Raw genomic sequence first — 24667 nt, 5'->3', positions numbered from 1 at the left:
GGAGCCCCCGCGATGCTGCGTATCAGCCAAGAAGCTCTGACATTCGACGACATTCTCCTAGTGCCCGGTTATTCCGAGGTGCTTCCTAACGAAGTCAGTCTCAAGACCCGCCTAACCCGTGGCATCGAGCTGAATATTCCCCTGGTTTCCGCTGCCATGGACACCGTCACCGAAGCCCGTCTGGCCATTGCCATGGCTCAGGAAGGCGGCATCGGCATCATCCACAAGAACATGACCATCGAGCAGCAAGCTGCCGAAGTGCGCAAGGTCAAGCGTTATGAAGCCGGCGTGGTGAAAGATCCGATCACCATCGAAGCTGACGCCACCGTGCGTGACCTGTTCGAACTCACTCGCATGCACAACATCTCCGGCGTTCCGGTGCTGCACGATGGCGACCTGGTCGGCATCGTCACTTCCCGTGACGTGCGTTTCGAGAACCGTCTTGAAGTCACCGTCCGCGAAGTGATGACGCCTAAAGAGCGCCTCGTCACTGTCAAGGAAGGCGCCGACAAGAACGATGTGCGCGAACTGTTGCACAAGCACCGCATCGAGCGCGTGCTGATCGTCGACGACAAATTTGCCCTCAAAGGCATGATGACCGTCAACGACATCGAAAAAGCCAAGGCTTACCCGCTGGCCAGCAAGGATGACCAAGGTCGTCTGCGCGTTGGCGCTGCGGTCGGTACCGGTAAAGACACCGGTGACCGCGTCTCGGCCCTGGTCGCTGCCGGTGTTGACGTGGTGGTGGTCGACACCGCCCACGGCCACTCCAAAGGCGTGATCGACCGCGTGCGTTGGGTCAAGCAGAACTTCCCTGACGTGCAGGTGATCGGCGGCAACATCGCCACCGGCGCTGCCGCCAAGGCCCTGGCCGAAGCGGGCGCCGATGCAGTCAAGGTCGGTATCGGCCCTGGTTCCATCTGCACCACCCGCATCGTTGCCGGTGTCGGCGTGCCGCAAATCAGCGCCATCGCCAACGTCGCCGCTGCCCTTGAAGGCACTGGCGTACCGTTGATCGCCGACGGCGGCATCCGTTTCTCCGGTGACCTGTCCAAGGCCATCGTGGCTGGTGCCTCCTGCGTGATGATGGGCTCGATGTTCGCCGGTACCGAAGAGGCGCCGGGCGAGATCGAACTGTTCCAGGGCCGTTCGTACAAGGCTTACCGTGGCATGGGTTCGCTGGGCGCCATGTCCCAGGCGCAAGGCTCTTCCGACCGTTACTTCCAGGACTCTTCGGCAGGCGCCGAGAAGCTCGTACCGGAAGGCATCGAAGGCCGTGTGCCGTACAAAGGCACCCTGAGCGCGATCATCCACCAACTGATGGGCGGCCTGCGTTCCTCGATGGGTTACACCGGCAGCGCCAACATCGAAGAAATGCGCACCAAGCCAGAGTTCGTGCGGATCACCGGCGCCGGCATGGCTGAATCCCATGTCCACGACGTGCAGATCACCAAGGAAGCGCCAAACTACCGTGTAGGTTGAGCCTTCCAGCAAAATGTTAAGTAACCGGGGCTGTTCTTCAGCCCCGAGTTGTTTCTGATTCATTAGACGAGACTGACTTCATGGCCCTCGACATTCACGCCCACCGCATCCTGATCCTCGACTTCGGTTCCCAGTACACCCAACTGATCGCCCGCCGCGTGCGTGAAATCGGCGTGTACTGCGAACTGCACCCGTTCGACATGGACGATGAAGCGATCCGCGAATTCGCACCCAAAGGCGTCATTCTCGCCGGTGGCCCCGAGTCCGTTCACGAAGCCAACAGCCCGCGCTGCCCGCAAGCGGTATTCGACCTGGGCGTGCCGGTGTTCGGCATCTGCTACGGCATGCAGACCATGGCCGAGCAACTGGGCGGCAAGGTTGAGGGTTCCGAGCTGCGTGAATTCGGTTATGCCCGTGTCGACGTGGTCGGCAAGAGCCGCCTGCTGGACGGCATCGAAGACCACATCGACGCCGACGGCCTGTTCGGCCTCGACGTGTGGATGAGCCACGGTGACAAGGTCACCAAGATGCCGGAAGACTTCCACATCCTGGCCAGCACCCCAAGCTGCCCGATCGCTGGCATGTTCAGCGACGAGCGTCGCTACTACGGCGTGCAGTTCCACCCGGAAGTGACCCACACCAAGCAAGGTGGGCGCATCCTGTCGCGTTTCATCCTCGACATCTGCGAGTGTGAAGCCCTGTGGACCCCGTCGAAAATCGCTGAAGACGCCATCGCCCAGGTGCGCGCCCAGGTCGGCACCGACAACGTGCTGCTCGGCCTGTCCGGCGGCGTTGACTCTTCGGTTGTGGCGGCCTTGCTGCACAAGGCCATCGGCGACCAGCTGACCTGCGTATTTGTCGACAACGGCCTGCTGCGCCTGCACGAAGGTGAGCAAGTGATGGCCATGTTCGCCGAGAACATGGGCGTCAAGGTGATCCGCGCCAACGCTGAGGACCAGTTCCTCAACAACCTGGCCGGCGAGTCCGACCCGGAGAAGAAGCGCAAGATCATCGGCCGCACCTTCATCGACGTATTCGATGCCGAGTCCACCAAACTGGACAACATCAAGTACCTCGCCCAGGGCACCATCTACCCCGACGTGATCGAGTCGGCCGGCGCCAAGAGCGGCAAGGCCCACGTGATCAAGTCCCACCACAACGTGGGCGGCCTGCCTGAGGAAATGAACCTCAAGCTGGTAGAACCGCTGCGCGAACTGTTCAAGGACGAAGTGCGCCGTCTGGGCCTGGAACTGGGCCTGCCGTACGACATGGTCTACCGCCACCCATTCCCAGGCCCGGGCCTGGGCGTGCGTATTCTGGGTGAAGTGAAAAAGGAATACGCCGACCTGCTGCGTCGCGCCGACCACATCTTCATCGAAGAACTGCGCAAGGCCGACTGGTACCACAAGGTCAGCCAGGCATTCGTGGTGTTCCAGCCGGTAAAATCGGTTGGCGTTGTAGGCGATGGCCGCCGTTACGCGTGGGTTGTTGCACTGCGTGCCGTAGAGACTATCGACTTCATGACAGCGCGTTGGGCACACCTGCCTTACGAACTGCTGGAAACGGTCAGCGGCCGGATTATCAATGAGATCGAAGGTATTTCCCGCGTGACTTATGACGTGTCGAGCAAGCCGCCGGCGACGATTGAGTGGGAGTAAAGCTGTACAATAACTATTTGATTTTCTTTGAAAAAATAGAATTGAATAGTTATGTTTGATACGTCATCAATGGCGTTTCTAATGGCGCCCATCGTACGTATTTGAGAGAGCTAGATCGATACCATGTCCCGGACAAGGAATGTCGGCATGGTATCGAAAACGCTTAGCAGCGCAGATGTCAGCAATAACTGTTTGCCCATCTACCCTAGGGTGTAGGCGTGTGTTTTGAAGAACTTCGCGCGCAGCCTCAACCCGCGCAGATTTCGGGCTAGAAGTTATCAATCGCGTTGCACATCGACACCTTCCCCGCTGGCTGCGGTTTGGTCATGGCCCACTGCTTGCCGCCCGCCTCCAATTCATCCAGCTGGAACGAACAGTCCGCCGACATGGTGGCCTGCACCATGTAGTCCACGCCGGGCCGAGGCACGAAGGTCATGGTTTTGGCACACTGCCGGGAATATTGCAGGCGCCCCAGATAATGGAACGCGATCGGCTTGTTCGCCGACACCACCAGCTCCGACGAGACCGCACCGGCCCACGAAAAGATCGGTCCGGGAATGCCGAGGTTTTCGCCGTTATGGTCGGGGAAGCCGGGTTTCGCCGACGCCATTACCCCCGCGCCGGGCACGTTCCAGTCGAGGCAATCACGCCCCGGCACGGCGCGCACCAGGCCGTCGGTGAGCAGGCGGATACGCGCGGTCTCGCCGCCCTGCGGGGGCACATAGCCGGTGGACAGCGAACGCACGTTCGCCACTTGGCCGCAGCCGCCGAGCGCTAGCAGCAGCACGGCGGGGATTACAGGCAACAGTCTCATCAGGCATTGACTCGTAAGGGGGAAGTTAAGGCTGGCGGCAGTTCTGGTTGACCGACAGATGTGGCGCCGGCTCATAGCTCACGCGCTGCAAACCATCGGCGTCCTGAAACAGGAAGTATTTGACGCGACAGTCCTTGAACATCGCTGAGTAACCTTCCGCCCGGAAGCCTTGGCCATCGACCTGTTTGGTCACGGTATTGGTGCGGCTGACCACCGCGAGCACCTTCTGATAGCTGTCGCCCATGTTTACCCCAGGCTCGCCGGTGATCGCGGCCGAGGAGGCGCAACCGCCCAGCGCTGTTGCCGCCAGGGCCAATGCGGCGCCATACAGTCCGTTGCGTAGATTGTTCATTCCCTGTGTCCTTTTAGTAATGGTTTAACGGCGGCCGTCGCACACCGGCGATTCGCCAACGCGGCCTAGCTTGCACAGGTCCAGATCGTCCGTGCGGATAAAACCCGCATCCTTCATGCAGTAGAAGCGCGTCAGCACCACATCAATCGGCGACTTGTCGCCAACGCCATCAAGATTGGTATACCCGCAAGCCCGCATTGCGTCATCGACGCCCTGCTGGGAGACGCCCTTCTTTTTCCATTGGGTGTAGTCCCCTGGCGGCGGTTGAAAAGGGGTACAGCCCCCAACTGCTACCAGAAGGCTCAGGCCCAACCACTGATTTCGAGTCAGCAACATCACATGCTCCATGTCCATGAGCGCCCCGGACTGTGCCTGATTACCGGCGCCCGTCACACACCGCAGACTCACCAATACGACCGAGCTTGCACATGTCCAAGTTATCTTTGCGTTTGTAGCCCGCGTCTTTCATGCAATAGAAATTCATTAACCTCACATCGATTGGCGACCTGTCTCCTGCGCCATCAACATTGGTATATCCGCACGCACGCATCGCAGCAATGATCCCGGTCTGCGAGACGCCCTCCTTGTACCATTTTGTGTAATCCGGAGGCGGCGGTTGAAAGCCCCTTCCCGTGCAGCCAACCAGTAACACAGCGCAAAAACTCAGCAACAGGCTCCTAGTGGACATGGCGTTCTTCCTTATGGGTTGACTCGGATAAGTGTGAGACGCCGTAGGGTGAGTCGCTCTAGAAGGGTTTGCAAGCGGCCCCGGCATCCTCATAGCGGTTATGCACTGTTTGATTGCCGTCCAGCACGTTCAGTCATTCCCATAGGCGAGCGTGTTTCAGCTTATGAAGTATGTTTATGTTCGAGTGGGAATGATGGGGCGTCCGGCATTGTCCGGCACGATCTAGCATCAAATGCCCTGGAGCCCGCGTAATAGCGGGCTTTTGGCTTTTTGGGTCTGGCAAATTCTGGCAGCTTTGTGCATCGCCAAGCACCTTGTGTCTTTTTGCTGACGGATTACCGGCGGCCTTCGCAAACGGGTGATTCGCCGATGCGGCCTTCCTTGCAAAGGTCAATGTTATCTGTGCGCTTGAAACCTGCGTCTTTCATGCAATAAAACCGCGTGAGCACCTGGTCAATCGGGGTTTTGTCGCCCGTCCCTATCAGGTTGGTATAGCCGCATGTGGTCATGGCGTGTTTGACGCCCTCTTCAGACACCCCGATCTTCTTCCAATTGGTAAATTCCGGCGACGGTGGTTGAAAGCCTCTGCCGGTGCAGCCGATCAATAGCAACGCGTACATACTCGACACCAAGCTCTTCCTGAACATCGTATTCTCTCCCTTGGTTTGACTCGGATAATGTGTACGACGTCTGCGCAACAGTTAATGCAGTCACTACGAAGAAGGTTTTTCGTGAAGGGTATTTTTCGTGGTGTCAGTGGGTTTCACGGCTTACGCTTACCGCCGCGCTATATCCGAAAAGTAAAACTTATCCAACGTATGCCGCGACTCGGTGTACTCAAACTGCCTTCCATCCTGCAAGAACGTCTGGTTACTCACCACAATCACATGGCTTTGCCCATCCAGGTCCAGATGCGCCTGGTCGTCCTTGCTGCGCGGCAGGGCTTCGATGGTGCGTTGCGCGTAGCTGATCTGCAACTGCAGCGTTTGCTCGATAAACGCGTAGATCGACTGCTCGGCGATGTCGCGGTCCAGGCCGGGAATCAGGTCGCTGATGAAGTGGTTGATGTCCAGGATCACGCGTTTGCCGCCGATGCGGCGTACCCGTTTGATGCGCGTGATCAGGGTGCCGGGCTCGGCCTCGATGTGTTGCAGCAGTGAGCCTTCCAGTGGGATCTGGGTGAATTCGACTACGTCGGTGCGTACGTCATCGCCCAGGTCGGCGTGGGTCTCGTGGAAGCTGACGATGCCGCCCAGTTGGAACTCGATCGGGTTGGGCGACAACACAAAGGTGCCCTTGCCGTGGATTTTTTGTGCAAAGCCACGTTCCTGCAACTGTTCGATGGCGCGCCGCACGGTGCCACGGCTGGCCTGGTAGGCGTCCATCAGTTCGGTTTCGGAGGGAAGGCGCGTACCGCGCTGCAGGCGTTCGGTGGTGATGCTGGCAAGCAGATCCGTATAGATCTGGTTGTATTTGCTCATGGGATGGCTCTTGCCCGGCGTTATGAAGGTGGACGGCGCGTTCAAGGCAGGAACCATAGTGGCAGAGGTGGGGTTTGTCCATTGGACAGCGGTGCGAGTCGGGGAAAAATCTGACAGAAAGATCGCAGACATAAACAAAAGTGTAACTCGTACAGACGAGTTGTTGATTTAACTCGTACAGACGAGTACTTTTCCCTCCTCGGCGTGCTGCCAACGACTGCCACCCATAAAAACAATCACAGTGGAAAACGAGCATGAGCCACGACTATTCAACGATTGCCCGCGAGATTCTCGACAACCTCGGGGGCCGCGAAAACCTTGAGCAAGCCGCCCATTGCGTGACCCGCCTGCGCCTGGCGCTCAAGGACCCCAGCCTGGTCAATAGCAGTGCGCTGAACCAGGTCGACCTGGTCAAAGGGTCGTTCTTTACCGGTGGCCTGTTCCAGGTGGTGATCGGCCCCGGTGAAGTGGAGAAGGTCTACGCCGCCCTGCGCGAACTGACCGGCCTGGCCGCCTCGACCATTGCCGACGTCAAGAAGGCCGGCGGCGACAAGACCAACCCCATGCAGCGCCTGGTGCGGGTGTTCTCCGATGTGTTCATGCCGATCCTGCCCGCGTTGATCATCGCCGGCCTGTTGATGGGCGTGAACAACCTGATGGGCGCCAAGGGCATGTTCATCGAAGGCAAGACGCTACTGGAGGCCTACCCGAACCTGGATGGCCTGTGGAGCCTGATCAACCTGATGGCCAACACCTCCTTCGTGTTCCTGCCGGCGCTGGTGGGCTGGTCGGCGGCCAAGCGGTTCGGCGGCAGTGAAATCCTCGGCATCGTGCTCGGCCTGATGCTGGTGCACCCCGACCTGCTCAACGCCTGGAACTACGGCACGGCGGTCGCCGGCCTCGACGGCCAGAGCCTGCCGTACTTCGATATCTTCGGCTGGTTCCAGATCGAGAAAGTCGGCTATCAAGGGCAGATCCTGCCGATCCTGATGGCGGCCTTTGTCATGAGCGTGATCGAAAAATGGCTGCGGGCGCGGGTGCCGAATGCCATTCAACTGCTGGTGGTGCCCATCACTACCATCGTCGTCACCGGCGTGCTGGCCCTGGCGATTATCGGCCCGGTGACCCGTCACCTTGGCATCCTGATTACCGAGGGTTTGGTGACGCTGTTCGAGATTGCCCCGATGATCGGCGGCGCGATTTTCGGCCTGCTCTACGCGCCGCTGGTGATCACCGGCATGCACCACATGTTTCTCGCCGTCGACCTGCAACTTATCTCGACTCAGGGCGGCACCTTTATCTGGCCGATGATCGTCATGTCCAACCTAGCCCAGGGCAGCGCCGCGCTGGGAGTGTTCTACATGACCCGCAACGCGCGGGACAAAAGCATGGCCTCGACCTCGGCGATTTCCGCTTACTTCGGCATTACGGAGCCGGCGATGTTCGGGGTGAACCTGCGCTTCAAGTTTCCGTTCTATGCCGCGCTGCTGGGCTCGGCGCTGGGCAGCATTTTCCTGTCGTTGAACAAGGTGCAGGCCTCGGCTATCGGCGTCGGCGGGTTGCCCGGGTTTATCTCGATCGTGCCGAGCGCCATTCCAATGTTTGTGATTGGCATGGTCGTGGCGATGGTCGTGCCGTTTGCGCTGACGTGCATGTTGAGCATGAAGATCGTTCGGCCTGGGTACCGGGTCGCCTGAAGATCGCTATCGCAGGCAAGCCAGCTCCCACAGTGATTTGTGAACACATTCAAGTGTGGGAGCTGGCTTGCCTGCGATGAGACCAGAAGGGCCAGCCCCCAACTCTACTGAAGGAACCTACCATGCAAACCTGGCAACACTCGGTGATCTACCAGATCTACCCCAAAAGCTTCCACAGCCACGCGGGTAACGCCACCGGTGACCTGTTGGGCATCGTGGACAAACTCGACTACCTCAAGTGGCTGGGCGTGGATTGCCTGTGGGTCACGCCGTTCCTGCGCTCGCCCCAGCGCGACAACGGCTACGACATCAGCGACTACTACGCCATCGACCCCAGCTACGGCACCATGGCCGATTGCGACCTGCTGATCAGCGAAGCCGCCAAGCGTGGCATCAAGCTGATGCTCGACATCGTGGTCAACCACACCTCCATCGAACACGAATGGTTCCAGCAGGCGCGCAGCAGCCTCGACAGCCCCTACCGCGACTTCTACATCTGGCGCGACCAGCCGAACAACTGGGAGTCCAAGTTCGGCGGCTCGGCCTGGGAATACGAAGCGCAGACCGGCCAGTACTACCTGCACCTGTTCGACCACACCCAGGCCGACCTCAACTGGGACAACCCCCAGGTGCGCGCCGAAGTGTTCAAGATGATGCGCTTCTGGCGCGACAAAGGCGTGGGTGGGTTCCGCCTGGATGTGATCAACCTGATCTCCAAGCCCGCCGATTTCCCCGAGGACAACAGCGATGGCCGCCGCTTCTACACCGACGGCCCGAACGTGCATCAATACCTGCAGCAAATGCACCGCGAGGTCTTTGAAGGCCATGACCTGATCAACGTGGGCGAGATGTCATCCACCCGCCTGGAGCACTGCATTCGCTACTCGAATCCAGCGTCGAAAGAGCTGTCGATGACCTTCAATTTCCATCACCTGAAAGTCGATTACCCGAACCTGCAGAAGTGGGTGAAGGCCGATTTCGATTTCCTGCAGCTCAAGCAGATTTTCTCCGACTGGCAGGTGGGCATGCAGGCCGGTGGCGGCTGGAACGCGTTGTTCTGGTGCAACCACGACCAGCCACGGGTGGTCTCGCGCTTTGGTGACGACGGCGAATACCGCGTGGTCTCGGCCAAGATGCTCGCCACGGCGCTGCACTTTCTGCAGGGCACGCCGTATGTGTATCAGGGCGAAGAGCTGGGCATGACCAACCCCGGCTTTGACAGCATCTCGCAATACCGTGATGTGGAAACCCTGAACATCTTCCGGCTCAAGCGCGATGCGGGCGAGTCCGAAGCCTCGAGCATGGCGGCGATCATGCAGAAGTCCCGTGACAACGGGCGTACGCCCATGCAGTGGAGCACCGAAGCGAACGCAGGGTTCAGCCGCGGTGAACCCTGGATCGGCATCCCCGCCAATGCCGCGCAGATCAACGTCGCAAGCCAGATGGATGACCCCGATTCAGTGCTGCATCACTACCGCAGGCTGATCGACTTGCGCCGTCGCGAACCACTGATACAGCAAGGCGTTTACCGCCCGTTGCTGCAAGACCATCTCCAGGTCTGGGCGTACCTGCGTGAAGGCCACGGCGAGCGCCTGTTGGTAGTCAACAACTTCTATGGATCACCGTGCGAGATCCAACTGCCCGAAGGCGTGATCAACGCCGCGAACGAGCAACGCCTGCTGATCAGCAACTACCCCGACTGCCCACCGCGCACGAGCACGCTGGCGCTACGCCCTTATGAATCCTTCGTGCTGCACCTGACGGGTTGAAACCCCCCCTGTAGGAGCGAGCTCGCTCGCGAAGATCGTCAACGAAAACGCGCCCCTCCAGGGTTTGCGCGGAGGCTGCAAGTTCTTCGCGAGCACGCTCGCTCCTACAGGTGATCGCGTCACGCAAGACCGTAAGAAAAACAATAAAAATAGAAGGAGCGCTTCATGAAAACAACAATAAAGCTGGGCCTTATAGCGACGTGCCTCACTCTGCCTCTCGGCGCACAGGCCCTGGAGTTTGCCGGGTATTTGCGCAGCGGCGTGGGCACGTCAACGGGCAGTGGCAAGCAGCAATGTTTCCAACTGCCGGGTGCGCAAACCAAGTACCGCTTGGGCAACGAATGCGAGCAGTACGCCGAGCTGGAACTGCGTCAGGATTTGCTGACCTTCGACGACGGTTCGGTGCTCAGCGTCGATGCCATGGCTTCCCTTTATAACAAGTACGATCGTGCCCTGAAGTTCCAGGGTGAAAACAACGGCTCGGCGCGCATGCCGCAGATGTATGCGCAATGGTCCAACCTGCCCAGCCTCAATGGCGGCTCGCTGTGGGCCGGGCGGCGTTACTACAAGCGTAACGATATCCATATCTCCGACTTCTACTACTGGAACCAGAGCGCCACCGGTGGCGGGATCGAGGACGTGCTGATCGGCGGCTTGAAATACAGCTATGCGCTGTCGCGCAAGGACAACCTGTACCAGAAGGAATACGCCACCCGTCACGACTTCAACGTCGCAGGTTTCAAGACCAACCCCGGTGGCGAACTGGAACTGGGCTTGAGCTACATCGCCAAGGCCGGTGGGCGTGACACTAACAGCGGCTGGGCGCTGACGGCGCAGCATGTGCAAGCGGCCTTCCTGGGCGGCAAGAACAAGTTTGCCCTGCAGTATGGCGAAGGCCCCGGCACCGGCCTGGGTTACACCGGCAATACCGCGCTGGACAAGAGCAGCAAAAGTTACCGCGCCGTGGAGTTCTTTGATTGGCAGGTAACGCCGCGTTTCGGCGGGCAAGTCGAGGCGGTGTACCAGAAAGATGTGCGCCCAGGGCGCCAGGACCAGAACTGGATGTCGCTCGGTGTGCGTCCTGCGTATGCGCTCAGCGAGCAATTCAAACTGGTCACTGAGCTGGGGCACGATCAGGTCGTGGCCACCGGCGGTACGCGCAAATTGAGCAAATTTACCTTCGCCCCGACCTGGTCGCCCAAAGGCCCTGAGTTCTGGGCGCGGCCGGAGGTGCGGTTGTATTACACCTATGCGTCCTGGAACGAAGCGGCCAAGCGTGCGGCCAATGAGCTGGCGGCGGGCTCGGCGTTGTCCGACACCGGCGCCTATGGCACGGCGCGGCATGGGTCGAACGTCGGTGTGCAGGTCGAATATTGGTGGAAGTAATCAGGAGGGAGTACGCGGGCTAATGTGGGAGCGGGCTTGCTCGCGAATGCAGCGGGTCAGTCAGTGAATGTGTCGCCTGATACACCGCTTTCGCGAGCAAGCCCGCTCCCACACGGACCTTCGTCATCCTCAACCTTGCATCGACTCAACGATTTTTAAAGAACAACACAAACAGGTGAAGTCATGACCACATCTCAACCCCTGGAACTGCTGGCACCCTTGTCCGGGGTTTTGCTGGCGCTGGATCAGGTTCCCGACCCGGTATTTTCCGGCCGCGTGATTGGCGATGGCCTGTGCATCGACCCCACCTCGCAAACCCTCTGCGCGCCGTTGACCGGGGTGATCAGCAACATTCAGGACAGCGGCCATGCGGTCAGTGTCACCGCCGATAACGGTGTGCAGGTGCTGCTGCATATTGGCCTGGATACCGTGAACCTGGCGGGCCAGGGCTTCACCCGGCTGGTCGAGGAGGGCCAGCGGGTGGAGGCCGGGCAGCCGCTGATCGAGTTCGATGCCGATTATGTGGCGCTCAATGCGCGCAGCCTGCTGACCTTGATGCTCATTGTGAGCGGCGAGCCGTTTGTGCCGTTGGTGGCCGGTCAGGCGCTGGTCGAGTCCGGCCAGCCACTGTTGCAGGTCTCACCGGGGCCGATGAAAGCTGAGGTGGACGAGGAGGAGGGCAATGCGCTGTTTTCCAAGCCAGTGACCCTGCCCAATGCCAGCGGCTTGCACGCCCGCCCTGCGGCGGTATTTGCCCAGGCGGCAAAGGGGTTCAGTTCCAGCATTTTCCTGCACAAGCAAACCTTGAGCGCGAATGCCAAGTCGCTTGTAGCGATCATGGCGCTGCAGACCTCCCAGGGCGACAGTGTGCAAGTGAGCGCGGCGGGGGAAGATGCCGAGGCGGCGATTCAGGCGCTGGTGGCGTTGTTGCTCGAGGGCTGTGGCGAGACGCTGCCGGTAGCGGTCGAGACGATCAACAAACCCGCTGCGCCTGCTTCTTCGGCGTCCGTGTTGCGAGGCATCTGTGCCTCGCCTGGCTCGGCGTTCGGCCAGGTGGTCCAAGTGGCTGAACCGGCGCTTGAGATTCCCGAAGCCGGTGCCGGAGAAACCTTCGAACGTACCGCATTGGCGCGTGGCCTGCGGGCGGCAAACGAGGCGTTGCAAGCGTTGCAGGCCAAGGCGGCCGGCAGCGCCCAGGCCGAGATCTTCCGCGCCCATCAGGAACTGCTTGAAGACCCGACCCTGCTTGAACAAGCCCATAGCCTGCTGGCCGAAGGCAAGAGCGCTGCCTTTGCCTGGAACACCGCCACAGTGGCGACCGCCAGACTCTTCGAAGGCTTGGGTAAAACGCTGCTGGCTGAGCGTGCGGCGGACTTGGCCGACGTCGGCCAGCGCGTACTCAAATTGATCCTGGGCGTTCCAGAGCGGTCCATGGAACTGCCGGAGTGCGCCATCCTGGTCGCTGAACAACTGACACCCTCACAAACCGCCGGCCTGGATACCAGCAAAGTGCTGGGCTTTGTCACGGTCGCCGGGGGCGCTACCAGTCATGTGGCCATCCTCGCCCGGGCCCTCGGCTTGCCATCCCTTTGCGGTGTACCCAGTCAAGTACTGGCCTTGGCCAACGGCAAGCGGGTACTGCTCAATGCCGACAAAGGTGAGCTGCAGCTGGAGCCGAACCTGGCCGAAATCGAACAACTGCAGGCGGTGCGCCAACAGCAAAAGCTGCGGCTGCAGCGTGAAGTGGCACAGGCCTCACAGGCAGCGGTCACCCGCGACGGTCACCACGTCGAGGTCACGGCCAACGTCGCCTCGTTGCAGGAAGTGGAGCAGTCCCTGACCCTAGGCGGTGAAGGCGTGGGCCTGCTGCGTTCGGAGTTTCTCTATCTGGAGCGCAACCGTGCGCCGAGCGCAGAGGAGCAGGCCGATACCTACAGCGCCATCGCCCGCGCCCTCGGCACTGAGCGCAATCTGGTGGTACGTACCCTGGATGTGGGCGGCGATAAACCCTTGGCCTATGTGCCGATGGACAGCGAGACCAACCCGTTCCTAGGCCTGCGCGGCATCCGCCTGTGCCTGGAACGCCCCGAACTGTTGCGTGAACAGCTGCGTGCGATTCTTGCCAGCGCCGGCTTGGCGCGGCTGCATATCATGTTGCCGATGGTCAGCCTGCTGTCGGAACTGCACCTGGCGCGCAAAATGCTCGAAGAGGAAGCACAGGCCCTTGGCCTGAGCGAACTCCCCAAGCTGGGCATCATGATCGAAGTGCCGAGCGCGGCGTTGATGGCGGATGTATTCGCACCCCACGTGGATTTCTTCTCCATCGGCACCAACGACCTCACCCAATACACCTTGGCCATGGACCGCGACCACCCGCGCCTGGCCAGCCAGGCCGACAGTTTCCACCCGGCGGTGCTGCGCCTGATCGACATCACCGTCAAAGCGGCCCATGCCCATGGCAAGTGGGTGGGCGTGTGTGGTGCGTTGGCGTCCGAAACCATGGCGGTGCCGGTGTTGATCGGCCTGGGTGTGGATGAGCTGTCGGTGAGTGTGCCGCTGATCCCCAGCATCAAGGCCACCGTGCGCGAGCTGGACCTGCACGACTGCCAGCTCATCGCCCGCCAGGTATTGGGCCTTGAAGAAGCCGACCAAGTGCGCGAGGCCCTGCGCCTGTACCACGCGGCCACCGTTGAAACCTCACCTGTCGTGGAGCACTGAGCATGTTCGAGAAATTGCAGCGGGCGTTCTGGAAAGCCCTGACGCCTGATTTGGTGGCGGAGACGGTCACGCCGACGACCCCGAGCCTGTTGTCGGCCGAGGTGCTGAGTGCATTGGGCGGGGCGGGCAACGTCACGTCACAGCAGCGCGTGGCACTCACGCGGGTGCGTGTGCAGTTGCGGGAGGCGGGGCGTTTGGATGAGTCGGCGTTGAAGGCGGCGGGTATACCGGCAGTGATGGTGTTGACGGGTGGCGTGGTCCACCTGCTCACCGGCCTCTAAAAGTGTGTGAGGGCTTGCCCTAATGCCCTCTGTAGGAGCGAGCTTGCTCGCGAAAAACGCCAACGATAACGCGTGTTTTCTGAATAAACGCGGCGCCTATGGGTTTCTCGCGAGCAAGCTCGCTCCTACAAAGGCCTTAAGGCTCTTATAGCTGTGGGGTGTCTTGCGCAGGCTTGGTCTTGTCCACACCCGGCACATGCAGGTTGCCTTCCACCACCTGGTTACCCTCCAATTGCGGCTGGGTCACCCAGGTGAGGATGTCGTAGTAACGCCGGATGTTGGCCACAAAATGCACCGGCTCGCCGCCGCGGGCGTAGCCGTAGCGGGTCTTGCTGTACCACTGCTTCTGCGACAGGCGTGGCAGCATCTTCTTCACGTCCAGCCACTTGTTCGGGTTCAGGCCTTCTTTTTTCGCCAGGATGCGTGCGTCGTCCAGGTGGCCGGTGCCCACGTTGTAGGCGGCGAGGGCGAACCAGGTGCGGTCGGGTTCGGCGATCTTGTCGTCCAGCTCATCCTTGATCCGCGCCAGGTACTTGGCGCCGCCCATGATGCTCTGCTTGGGGTCCAGGCGGTTGGACACGCCCATCGCTTGCGCGGTGTTCTGGGTCAGCATCATCAGGCCGCGCACGCCGGTCTTGGACGTGACCGTGGGTTGCCACAGCGATTCCTGGTAACCAATGGCTGCCAATAACCGCCAATCGACTTTCTCGGCCTTGGCATAGGCGCGAAAGTGTTTCTCGTACTTGGGCAGGCGTTGTTGCAGGTGCTGGGCAAAGGTGTAGGCGCCGACATAGCCAAGGACATCGACATGCCCGTAGTAGCGATCCTTCAGACGCTGCAGGGTGCCATTCTTCTCGACCTTGTCCAGGTAACTGTTGATCTCGTTGAGCAGGCTGTTGTCTTCACCGGCCGCCACTGCCCAGCTCTGGTTGCTGGCATTGCCGAGGTCGAAGGCCACGCGCACGTTGGGGAAGTACACCTGGTTCATGGCGACTTCGTTGGAGTCCACCAGGGTCAGGTCGATTTGCCCTTCGTCGACCATGCGCAGCAAATCCACCACTTCAACGGCGTCGGATTCTTCGTACTCGATGGCCGGGTTCTGTTTTTTCAGCGCCGCCAGTTGTTCGGCGTGGGTGCTGCCCTTGAGCACCATGATCTTCTTGCCCACCAGATCGCCTGCGTTGGTCGGGCGCGATTGGCCGTTGCGGTAGATGATCTGCGGGGTGACTTCAAGGTACGGGTGGGAAAAGCGCACCTGCTGCTGACGCTGCTCGCTGCTCACCAGGCCGGCGGCGGCGAGTACCGGGCCGTTGGGTTTGCTCAACTGGTTGAACAGGTCGTCAAGGTTGTCGGCTGTCTCGATTTCCAGCTTCACCCCCAGGTCGTCGGCAAAGCGCTTGACCAGTTCGTATTCGAAGCCGGTTTCACCGTTGCGATCCTGGAAATACGTGGCGGGACTGTTGCGAGTGACCACCCGCAATACGCCATCCTCCTTGATTCGCTCCAGTGTGCTGGGTTTATCAACACAGGCACTGAGCATCAGGAAGAGCAAGGTGGCGATGAGCCATTTGACGCATCGCAGGCGCGAAACAGTTGGGAAGAACATCTGCGCAGTATACGCAAACGGCTCACGGCGCCATATCTCGACAGCGGCGCACTTGTCTGCTAGCCAGCGCAAAACTGTGCTGCAACCCGCAGAAACGGGGCTTGGCGAGCGTTTGTGACGGTTAAAATAACTGCGCCCAATGCCCTGGATAACGCCGTGATCGCAGGCAAAGCGTGCCAACTGACGTTCGGCGGCGGCCACCGGTAGCGTTTCGGGTGCCGTTGGCGAAGGTTTACGCTAGAATGCACGGCCTCAAAGCACACCCCTTCCCGAGGCTGTCCCGAAGATGTTGATCCTGCGCGGCGCTCCTGCCCTTTCTGCCTTTCGCCACAGCAAACTCCTTGAGCAACTGAGCCAGAAGGTTCCAGCTGTTACAGGCCTGTACGCTGAATTTGCTCACTTCGCCGACGTAACCGGCGTCTTGACCGCCGACGAACAGCAAGTGCTGGCACGCCTTCTGAAGTACGGCCCAAGCGTTCCCGTTCAAGAGCCGACTGGCCGCTTGTTCCTGGTTCTGCCACGGTTCGGCACCATCTCGCCCTGGTCGAGCAAGGCCAGCGACATCGCCCGCAACTGCGGCCTGGATAAAATCCAGCGCCTGGAACGTGGGATCGCCTTCTACGTTGCCGGCCAGTTCAGCGACGCCGAGGCCGAGCTGATCGCCAGCAGCCTGCACGACCGCATGACCCAGATCATCGTCAGCCAGCTGGAACAGGCTGCCGGCCTGTTCAGCCACGCCGAACCCAAGCCGCTCACCGCCATTGACGTACTCGGCGGTGGCCGCGCCGCCCTCGAGAAGGCCAACACCGAGCTGGGCCTGGCCCTGGCCGAAGACGAGATCGACTACCTGGTCAACGCCTTCAACGGCTTGAAGCGCAACCCCCACGACATCGAACTGATGATGTTCGCCCAGGCCAACTCCGAGCACTGCCGTCACAAGATCTTCAACGCCAGTTGGGACATCGACGGCCAAAGCCAGGAAAAAAGCCTGTTCGGCATGATCAAGAACACCTACGTGATGCACAGCGAAGGCGTTCTGTCGGCTTATAAGGACAACGCCTCGGTGATCGTCGGCTCCGTCGCCGGCCGTTTCTTCCCGGACCCTGAAACCCGTCAGTACGGCGCGGTGCAGGAGCCGGTGCACATCCTGATGAAGGTTGAAACCCACAACCACCCGACCGCGATTGCCCCATTCCCGGGCGCAGCCACCGGTTCCGGTGGCGAAATCCGCGATGAAGGTGCCACCGGTCGTGGTGCCAAGCCCAAGGCGGGCCTCACCGGTTTCACCGTGTCCAACTTGCAGATCCCGGGCTTCGAACAGCCCTGGGAAGTGCCGTACGGCAAGCCTGAGCGCATCGTCACCGCGCTGGACATCATGATCGAAGGCCCGCTGGGCGGTGCCGCGTTCAACAACGAATTCGGGCGCCCGGCGCTCACCGGCTACTTCCGGACCTTCGAGCAGTCCATCACCACCCCGCGTGGCGATGAAGTGCGCGGTTACCACAAGCCGATCATGTTGGCCGGCGGCATGGGCAACATCCGTGAAGAGCACGTCAAGAAAGGCGAAATTCTGGTCGGCTCCAAGCTGATCGTGCTCGGCGGCCCGGCGATGCTGATCGGCCTGGGCGGCGGTGCGGCCTCTTCCATGGCCACCGGCACCAGCTCGGCCGACCTGGACTTTGCTTCCGTACAGCGCGAAAACCCTGAGATGGAGCGCCGCTGCCAGGAAGTCATCGACCGTTGCTGGCAGTTGGGTGACAAGAACCCGATCAGCTTCATCCACGACGTCGGCGCCGGTGGTTTGTCCAACGCCTTCCCGGAACTGGTCAACGATGGCGAGCGTGGTGGCCGTTTCGAACTGCGCAACATTCCAAACGACGAGCCGGGCATGGCCCCGCACGAAATCTGGAGCAACGAATCCCAGGAACGCTACGTACTGGCCGTCGGCCCTGAAGACTTCGCACGCTTCCAGGCCATCTGCGAACGCGAGCGTTGCCCGTTTGCCGTGGTCGGCGAAGCCACTGCCGAGCCGCAGCTGACAGTCACCGACAGCCATTTTGGCAACAGCCCCGTGGACATGCCGCTCGAAGTGCTGCTGGGCAAGGCCCCGCGCATGCACCGTTCGGCGGTACGTGAAAGCGAACTGGGCGATGATTTCGACCCAAGCACGCTGGACCTGGCCAACAGCATCGAACGCGTGCTGCACCACCCGGCCGTGGCGAGCAAAAGCTTTTTGATCACCATCGGCGACCGCACCATCACAGGCCTGGTTGCCCGTGACCAGATGGTCGGCCCATGGCAAGTGCCGGTGGCCGACGTTGCCGTCACCGCCACCAGCTTCGATGTGTACACCGGTGAAGCCATGGCCATGGGCGAGCGTACGCCGCTGGCCTTGCTGGACGCTCCGGCGTCGGGCCGCATGGCCATTGGTGAAACCCTTACCAACATCGCCGCCTCGCGCATCGGCAAGCTGTCCGACATCAAACTGTCGGCCAACTGGATGTCCGCTGCCGGCCACCCGGGTGAAGATGCGCGCCTGTACGACACGGTCAAAGCCGTCGGCATGGAGCTGTGCCCGGAACTGGGTATCACCATTCCGGTGGGCAAGGACTCCATGTCCATGGCCACCCGTTGGAACGAAGACGGCACCGACAAGAGCGTCACGTCGCCGCTGTCGTTGATCGTCACCGGTTTTGCGCCGGTCACCGACATTCGCCAGACCCTGACGCCGCAACTGCGCATGGACAAGGGCACCACTGACTTGATCCTGATCGACCTGGGCCGTGGCCAGAACCGCATGGGCGCCTCGATCCTGGCGCAAACCCACGGCAAGCTTGGCAAGCAGGCCCCGGACGTCGATGACGCCGAAGACCTCAAAGCCTTCTTCGCCGTGATCCAGGGCCTCAACGCCGACGGCCACCTGCTGGCTTATCACGACCGTTCCGACGGTGGTTTGCTGACCAGCGTTGTCGAAATGGCCTTCGCCGGTCACTGCGGCCTGAACATCGTGCTCGACAGCGTTGCCGAGGATGCTGCCGAAATCAACGGCATCCTGTTCAACGAAGAGCTGGGTGCGGTGATCCAGGTGCGCCAGGACGCTACCCCAGACGTACTCGCGCAGTTCAGCGCCGCTGGCCTGGCCGAGTGCGTGGCGGTGATTGGTCAACCGATCAACAACGGCGAAGTCAATATCTCGTTCAACGGCGACACGGTCTTTACCGGTCAGCGCCGCTTGCTGCAACGCCAGTGGGCCGAGACCAGCTACCAGATCCAACGTCTGCGCGACAACGCCGACTGCGCCGAGCAGGAATTCGACGTGATCCTGGAAGAAGACAACCCGGGCCTGAGCACCATGCTCAGCTTCGACGTCAACCAGGACATTGCCGCGCCTTACATCAAGAAGGGCATTCGCCCACAGGTTGCCGTACTGCGTGAGCAGGGCGTCAACGGCCAGGTGGAAATGGCGGCCGCGTTCGACCGCGCCGGCTTCAATGCGATTGACGTGCACATGAGCGACATCCTCGCCGGTCGCGTTGACCTCAACGAGTTCAAGGGCCTGGTGGCCTGCGGTGGTTTCTCCTACGGCGACGTGCTGGGTGCCGGTGAAGGCTGGGCCAAGTCGGCCCTGTTCAACAGCCGTGCCCGCGATGCGTTCCAGGGCTTCTTCGAACGCAACGACAGCTTCACCCTGGGTGTGTGCAACGGTTGCCAGATGATGTCCAACCTTAGCGAATTGATCCCGGGCAGCGAGTTCTGGCCGCACTTTGTGCGCAACCGTTCCGAGCAGTTCGAAGCCCGTGTTGCCATGGTGCAAGTGCAGGAGTCCAACTCGATCTTCCTGCAGGGCATGGCCGGTTCGCGTATGCCCATCGCCATCGCCCACGGTGAAGGCCATGCCGAATTCAGCAGCGAAGAAGCACTGCTTGAAGCCGACCTGTCCGGCACCATTGCTCTGCGCTTTGTCGATAACCACGGCAAGGTCACCGAGAGCTACCCGGCCAACCCGAACGGCTCGCCGCGCGGGATTACCGGCCTCACCAGCCGCGACGGCCGCGTAACCATCATGATGCCGCACCCGGAGCGCGTATTCCGCGCCGTGCAGAACTCGTGGCGCCCAGAAGAGTGGAACGAAGACGGCGCCTGGATGCGCATGTTCCGCAACGCTCGTGTGTGGGTGAACTAAGGCCGTGTACAAGCTCGCCTTCTTCGTGCCCGACAGCCATGTAGAGACGGTGAAAACCGCCGTCTTCACCGCTGGCGGCGGGCGCATCGGCGACTACGACAGCTGCGCCTGGCAAGTGCTGGGCCAGGGCCAATTCCGCGCGTTGGACGGCAGCCAGCCGTTTATCGGGCAGGTGGGCCAGGTTGAAGTGGTTGAGGAGTGGAAGGTTGAGCTGGTGGTGGCGGATGAGTTGATTGCGGCTGTTGTGGCTGCTTTGAAACTCAGTCACCCGTATGAGACACCGGCGTATGAGGTGTGGCAGTTGGCGGATTTTTGATCGGCTGGCTGCATAAACAAGAAACCCGCTGGGCCAGTTTGGTCAGCGGGTTTTTTGTTGTCTGTGAGGGCCTCATCGCGGGCAAGCCCGGCTCCCACAGTTTGATCGTGTTGTCCTGTCATGCATCAACCCACTGTGGGAGCTGGCTTGCCTGCGATGGCGCCGGTGCAGGTGCCTCAGAACTTTCCGACAAGCCTTTCAGGTTGTCCCTCAGAACGGGTACCACTAACCTTCGTCAGTCGCTGCCAATTCAGCGACCGGGACTGCAAGCCCGCCGAAACCTCACCAGTTAGTTACAAGCGCCTTTATAATTGCGGCGCTTTTTCATGGTCGCCATTTATGGCGGCTGTGTGCGGGAGACCTTCGGGTCTACCGAGACTTGCTGGTGATTCTCGGTCTTGCAGGCCCGCACACAGCTGCCACCCATCATCTGCAAGTGATGCTGGTAGTCCTTACTTCACACCAGAGGTTTACCATGATCAAAGACAGCCCAAATCCCCCATCTGATTCTCTGTCCACCGACCAAATCTTCACCGTCCTAACCAACCTGAACAGCGAAACCCTGCTCGCCAACGCCTCCCAAGACCTGGCTTCCGTACAGGCGCTGGCGGGTAATCTGGCTTTTGAAATCGACGGCCCGCACCGTGATGCGGTGCTGGGGATTCATCGGATGGTGGAGGGCATTCAGTTGATGGTGGATCGAGTTCTGGATCTCCAGGAAGTACCCATCAGTAACTGAACCCTCACCACAGGGTTGATCGTTCCCGCGCTCTACGTGGGAGCGATCGGTATATTCACAGCTCAAAATGTGGGAGCTGGCTTGCCTGCGATGAGCATAGGTATCTACACAATTTTGTAGGTTTTAGCAGCCAACGGTAACCCCGATGCGAAGCGAGCCGCTCTTGATCTTGATCTGCTTGTGATCTTGATCTCAGGCGCCCCGTTAAACCACGCTGGCCGAACGCAGGCTTGAATTCGTGGGTAACCCGGCAGGACGCCGGGTTAGCCGCCCCGCGCCATGGATGGCGCGTGGCGGCGGCCCACGGATTCAAGCCTGCGTTCGGGCACACCGAGCCCAAGCGAGGTGCCGAGTGGTGGGGCAAGAGCGTTTTGCTTACTTTTGACTGGGCCGGCATTCCGGCTTTTCAAAAGTGAGCCGCCGGGGCGGAACCCTAGGTGGCCGTTACCTAAATAACGGATATGTACTCAATCTAATCCCACATCCCTGTCGGCTGTCAGGCCGCCTTCGCGAGCAAGCCCGCTCCCACAGTTTGATCGCGGGGCGGCAGGTAGATAAGCATCGGCTGTCCGGTCGCCACGGGAGCAAGCTCCCTCGCCACAGGCTCGGCGCAATACCCGAAGTTGTGTAGATACCTATGCTGCGATGAGGCCAGTTCAGGCAGTGATGGACTGTCAGTGTTCAAACTGGCGGATAAGGCTGATGAACAGTTCGTTCCAGGTGATTTCCCGATCCTCATCAATATCGTAATGCTGGGTCAGGTGAGTGATGGCGCTCTCAATATCGTAGCCACTGTAGTTCTGATTTTTCAGCGCCTCGGTGATCTCAATGGCTGACGCTTTGCCATCATTGTTGGTGTCGTATTCTTTGAAGGTTTTATCCAGATTTTCCAGCATCTGGAGATAAGCGACCTTACGGCCTAGGACATCGTTGACATAATCGACGAGGAATTCGAACCACGTAATTTCACCATTGTGATCGGGGTCCAGTTCATTCAGCGCCTCATCAATGGTGTTGTCTGAAACTCCATAGCCTTTCAGCGCCTGTCGGTATTCATCTGCTGTTAACAGGCCGTCATGGTTCGCGTCATTTCTTTCAAAGTCACGACGAGCGATTTCTAATTTTTCGACAGTGATAGCCATTGCCGCATCTCCAGACTCAGTCAATAAGAATCAGGGCGACGGCTACACGGGAGTACTGTCCTGTCAGCCAAGACTAGTGCTCGCTTTCTCGAATATCTACTGTGAGATCTCACAGTAGACACGTAACCGATCGGTCAGGCGTTGATTGGTCGGGTAACCAACCGCTCCAACGCCCCGCCCAACCACTGAAGTGGCCCGAACCGCTCATCGAAACTGTTATTTCTAACAGTTACCCCTGTTCGCCAATAATGGCTCACTGGCTGCTCACTTACGCAGATGGAGAATGATCATGGCTGTTATGATTACCAGCGTTAAAACGGCAGGTGGGCAAGAGATTCCAAGTGGCGGCAATACCCCTCGTAGAACTTTGACCTTTACCGGTCGCGTCTCTGTTTCTGGGTTTGTTGATATCAAAGATGGCCCGCAAGGGCAGGTCTTAGGGAGTGCGCAAGCCATCACTGGTACCCCCTTCGACGTTACTGTGAACAATTTGGATGCCAAGAAATACGAGTTCGTGGCCGTTAACAGAGATACACAAGATAGCTCGGAACCATGGGTGATCACGGTTACTTAAGACGCTTACTAATGTTTGATCGTTCCCACGCTCTGCGTGGGAACGCATCCCGTGACGCTCTGCGTCACCCTAGCGCCGTCAGGCGTTGATCGGACGACTCACCAACCGCTCCAGCGCTTCACCCAACCCCGATGCCTTGTCACCCATCAACAGGTGCCAAACACCGCTCTCAAGCTGACTCACACCTTGGCAACCAAGCGCAATGAGCTGAACCTCAGACAGCCGCGAATCATCCCCCAACTCCACCCGCAACCGGGTCATTGCTACCGCTTCCAGATGGCGCACATTCCCCCGGCCACCCAACGCACTCAGCCACTTCTCAGCCTCCTGCACATTCACCGTCACCGGCTTATCCACAGGTGCAACCGCTACAGGCGTTACGGCGACAAACCCCGGCATCGCCAAGCGAATTTCATCGGCAATACTATCGGCCATCGGCCCAACCACCACCTGCAAACTGCCGCCATTCCCCGGCCGCACCACAGCCATGGCGCCCAGCGCTTTGAGCTGCGCATCCACCGCCTTGTTGCGATCCACCATGTCCAAGCGCAGCCGCGTGGTGCAAGCACCCACACTCAGTAAGTTCTCAGCCCCACCCAACGCCTGGATATAAGCCGTAGCCCGCTGGTTATCACTCATCGCTTCAGCCTGCACCACCTGGATGTCTTCCCGGCCCGGTGTCTTCAGGTTGAAACGGCGGATGCAGTAGCTGAACACGCTGTAGTAGATCACCGCGTAGGCCAGGCCCACCGGCACCACCAGCCAGCCATTGGTGGACTTGCCCCAACCCAGCACCATGTCGATAAACCCACCGGAGAAGGTAAAGCCCAGGTGGATATTCAGCAGGTCGGTGACCGCCATCGACAGGCCGGTGAGCAGCGCGTGGATCAGGTACAGAAATGGCGCCAGGAACATAAAGGCAAATTCAATCGGCTCGGTCACCCCGGTGAGGAACGAGGTCAGCGCCATCGACAGGAAGATCCCGCCCATCACTTTGCGCCGCTCAGGCAACGCATTGCGGTACATGGCCAGGCACGCGGCGGGCAGGCCGAACAGCATCACCGGGAACATGCCGGTCATGAACTGGCCGCCTTTGGGGTCGCCGGCAAAGTAGCGGGTCAGGTCGCCGGTGACGACCGCGCCGGTGACTGGATCGGTAAAGCTGCCGAACACGAACCAGGCCATGTTGTTAAGGATGTGATGCAAGCCGGTGACGATCAGCAGACGGTTGAACACGCCAAACACGAACGCGCCCAGGCTGCCGCTTTCCATCAGCAGCACGCCGAAGCTGTTGATGCCGTGCTGGATCGGCGGCCAGATCAGGCCGAAGATTACGCCCAGGCCCACCGCGCTGAAGCCGGTGACAATCGGCACAAACCGTCGCCCGCCAAAGAACGCCAGGTACTCCGGCAACTTGATGTCCTTGAAGCGGTTGTACAGCCCACCGGCCATCAAGCCGCTGGCGATACCGGCGAGCATGCCCATGTTGATGGTGGTGTCCATCACCTTGAGCGTGGAGATCATCACCAGGTAACCAATCGCCCCGGCCAGGCCTGCGGTGCCGTTGTTGTCACGGGCAAACCCCACGGCAATGCCGATGGCAAAGATCAGCGCCAGGTTGGCGAAGATCGCCTGGCCGGCGTCGTGCATCACCGCAATGTTGAGCAAGTCGGTGTCGCCCAGGCGCAGCAACAGGCCGGCAATCGGCAGGATCGCGATCGGCAGCATCAAGGCGCGGCCCAGGCGTTGCAGGCCTTCGATAAAGTGTTGGTACATGGCGT

At 60.2% G+C, this 24667-nt stretch carries 20 protein-coding genes; 11 read left to right on the top strand and 9 right to left on the bottom strand.

All coding sequences use genetic code 11. The features are described from left to right. The first annotated feature begins 12 nt into the window (after positions 1 to 12). Both guaB and guaA read left to right on the top strand, forming a co-directional pair. A complete protein-coding gene (guaB, locus tag HU731_RS10465) occupies positions 13 to 1482 on the top strand; it encodes an IMP dehydrogenase (protein WP_003193998.1) in 1470 nt (489 codons plus the stop codon). A gap of 80 nt (positions 1483 to 1562) precedes the next feature. Then, the gene (gene guaA, locus HU731_RS10460; RefSeq protein WP_003193997.1) at positions 1563 to 3140 is read left to right on the top strand and encodes a glutamine-hydrolyzing GMP synthase; all 1578 of its coding nucleotides are present in this window, start codon (positions 1563 to 1565) and stop codon (positions 3138 to 3140) included. A 268-nt stretch (positions 3141 to 3408) separates the two neighbouring features. Here guaA and HU731_RS10455 read toward each other — a convergent pair whose 3' ends face one another. The 6 genes from HU731_RS10455 to treR form a co-directional block, all read right to left on the bottom strand. Next, on the bottom strand, positions 3409 to 3954 hold the full coding sequence (locus tag HU731_RS10455) for a hypothetical protein (protein WP_186607851.1): 546 nt from the start codon (positions 3952 to 3954) through the stop codon (positions 3409 to 3411). 25 nt (positions 3955 to 3979) lie between these two features. Further along, positions 3980 to 4306 carry a hypothetical protein gene (locus HU731_RS10450; RefSeq protein ID WP_032895404.1) on the bottom strand — a complete coding sequence of 109 codons (327 nt, stop codon included), beginning with the start codon at positions 4304 to 4306 and terminating at the stop codon, positions 3980 to 3982. A 24-nt stretch (positions 4307 to 4330) separates the two neighbouring features. Beyond that, a complete protein-coding gene (locus HU731_RS10445) occupies positions 4331 to 4642 on the bottom strand; it encodes a hypothetical protein (RefSeq protein ID WP_186607852.1) in 312 nt (103 codons plus the stop codon). Between the two features lie 40 nt (positions 4643 to 4682). Beyond that, positions 4683 to 4994, bottom strand: a complete 312-nt coding sequence (locus tag HU731_RS28400) for a hypothetical protein (protein ID WP_032895405.1) — start codon at positions 4992 to 4994, stop codon at positions 4683 to 4685. Between the two features lie 335 nt (positions 4995 to 5329). Further along, a complete protein-coding gene (locus HU731_RS10440) occupies positions 5330 to 5641 on the bottom strand; it encodes a hypothetical protein (RefSeq protein WP_032895406.1) in 312 nt (103 codons plus the stop codon). A 129-nt stretch (positions 5642 to 5770) separates the two neighbouring features. Continuing rightward, positions 5771 to 6475, bottom strand: coding sequence for a trehalose operon repressor (gene treR / locus HU731_RS10435; RefSeq protein ID WP_186607853.1), 705 nt, complete (start codon positions 6473 to 6475; stop codon positions 5771 to 5773). Between the two features lie 254 nt (positions 6476 to 6729). Here treR and treP point away from each other — a divergent pair, with 254 nt between their 5' ends. From treP to HU731_RS10410, 5 genes are all read left to right on the top strand, one after another. Beyond that, positions 6730 to 8172 (top strand): PTS system trehalose-specific EIIBC component, encoded by a 1443-nt coding sequence (gene treP / locus HU731_RS10430; protein ID WP_186607854.1) that lies wholly within the window; start codon positions 6730 to 6732, stop codon positions 8170 to 8172. A gap of 122 nt (positions 8173 to 8294) precedes the next feature. Next, complete coding sequence (gene treC, locus HU731_RS10425; RefSeq protein WP_186607855.1) at positions 8295 to 9941, top strand: alpha,alpha-phosphotrehalase; 1647 nt, start codon at positions 8295 to 8297, stop codon at positions 9939 to 9941. Between the two features lie 165 nt (positions 9942 to 10106). Further along, positions 10107 to 11327 (top strand): maltoporin, encoded by a 1221-nt coding sequence (locus HU731_RS10420; protein WP_186607856.1) that lies wholly within the window; start codon positions 10107 to 10109, stop codon positions 11325 to 11327. A gap of 183 nt (positions 11328 to 11510) precedes the next feature. Continuing rightward, on the top strand, positions 11511 to 14045 hold the full coding sequence (ptsP, locus tag HU731_RS10415) for a phosphoenolpyruvate--protein phosphotransferase (protein WP_186607857.1): 2535 nt from the start codon (positions 11511 to 11513) through the stop codon (positions 14043 to 14045). Positions 14046 to 14047: 2 nt separating this feature from the next. Continuing rightward, complete coding sequence (locus HU731_RS10410; RefSeq protein ID WP_186607858.1) at positions 14048 to 14326, top strand: PTS sugar transporter subunit IIB; 279 nt, start codon at positions 14048 to 14050, stop codon at positions 14324 to 14326. 145 nt (positions 14327 to 14471) lie between these two features. On the opposite strand, the gene mltF is transcribed toward HU731_RS10410, so the two are convergent. Beyond that, positions 14472 to 15932, bottom strand: coding sequence for a membrane-bound lytic murein transglycosylase MltF (mltF, locus tag HU731_RS10405; RefSeq protein WP_186607859.1), 1461 nt, complete (start codon positions 15930 to 15932; stop codon positions 14472 to 14474). Between the two features lie 286 nt (positions 15933 to 16218). Here mltF and purL point away from each other — a divergent pair, with 286 nt between their 5' ends. The 3 genes from purL to HU731_RS10390 all read left to right on the top strand — a co-directional run bounded on the left by purL (position 16219) and on the right by HU731_RS10390 (position 21170). Beyond that, positions 16219 to 20115 carry a phosphoribosylformylglycinamidine synthase gene (purL, locus tag HU731_RS10400; protein ID WP_098950455.1) on the top strand — a complete coding sequence of 1299 codons (3897 nt, stop codon included), beginning with the start codon at positions 16219 to 16221 and terminating at the stop codon, positions 20113 to 20115. A 4-nt stretch (positions 20116 to 20119) separates the two neighbouring features. After that, positions 20120 to 20431: a YqfO family protein gene (locus HU731_RS10395; protein ID WP_044268045.1), complete on the top strand. Its 312-nt coding sequence runs from the start codon at positions 20120 to 20122 to the stop codon at positions 20429 to 20431. Positions 20432 to 20906: 475 nt separating this feature from the next. Beyond that, positions 20907 to 21170, top strand: coding sequence for a DUF6124 family protein (locus HU731_RS10390; protein WP_186607860.1), 264 nt, complete (start codon positions 20907 to 20909; stop codon positions 21168 to 21170). A 674-nt stretch (positions 21171 to 21844) separates the two neighbouring features. Here the strand turns inward: HU731_RS10390 and HU731_RS10385 are convergent. After that, positions 21845 to 22312 carry an EF-hand domain-containing protein gene (locus HU731_RS10385; RefSeq protein ID WP_186607861.1) on the bottom strand — a complete coding sequence of 156 codons (468 nt, stop codon included), beginning with the start codon at positions 22310 to 22312 and terminating at the stop codon, positions 21845 to 21847. A gap of 289 nt (positions 22313 to 22601) precedes the next feature. Between HU731_RS10385 and HU731_RS10380 the strand changes: the two genes are divergently transcribed. Beyond that, entirely contained in the window at positions 22602 to 22886 is a 285-nt protein-coding gene (locus tag HU731_RS10380; RefSeq protein ID WP_186607862.1) for a hypothetical protein, read from the top strand. Between the two features lie 78 nt (positions 22887 to 22964). Here HU731_RS10380 and nagE read toward each other — a convergent pair whose 3' ends face one another. Continuing rightward, on the bottom strand, positions 22965 to 24662 hold the full coding sequence (gene nagE, locus HU731_RS10375) for an N-acetylglucosamine-specific PTS transporter subunit IIBC (protein WP_186607863.1): 1698 nt from the start codon (positions 24660 to 24662) through the stop codon (positions 22965 to 22967). Between the last annotated feature and the right edge of the window lie 5 nt (positions 24663 to 24667).

It is taken from the genome of Pseudomonas salmasensis (assembly GCF_014268375.2).
GTDB classification, from domain to species: domain Bacteria; phylum Pseudomonadota; class Gammaproteobacteria; order Pseudomonadales; family Pseudomonadaceae; genus Aquipseudomonas; species Aquipseudomonas salmasensis.
This window is presented reverse-complemented; position numbering and strand designations above follow the sequence as displayed.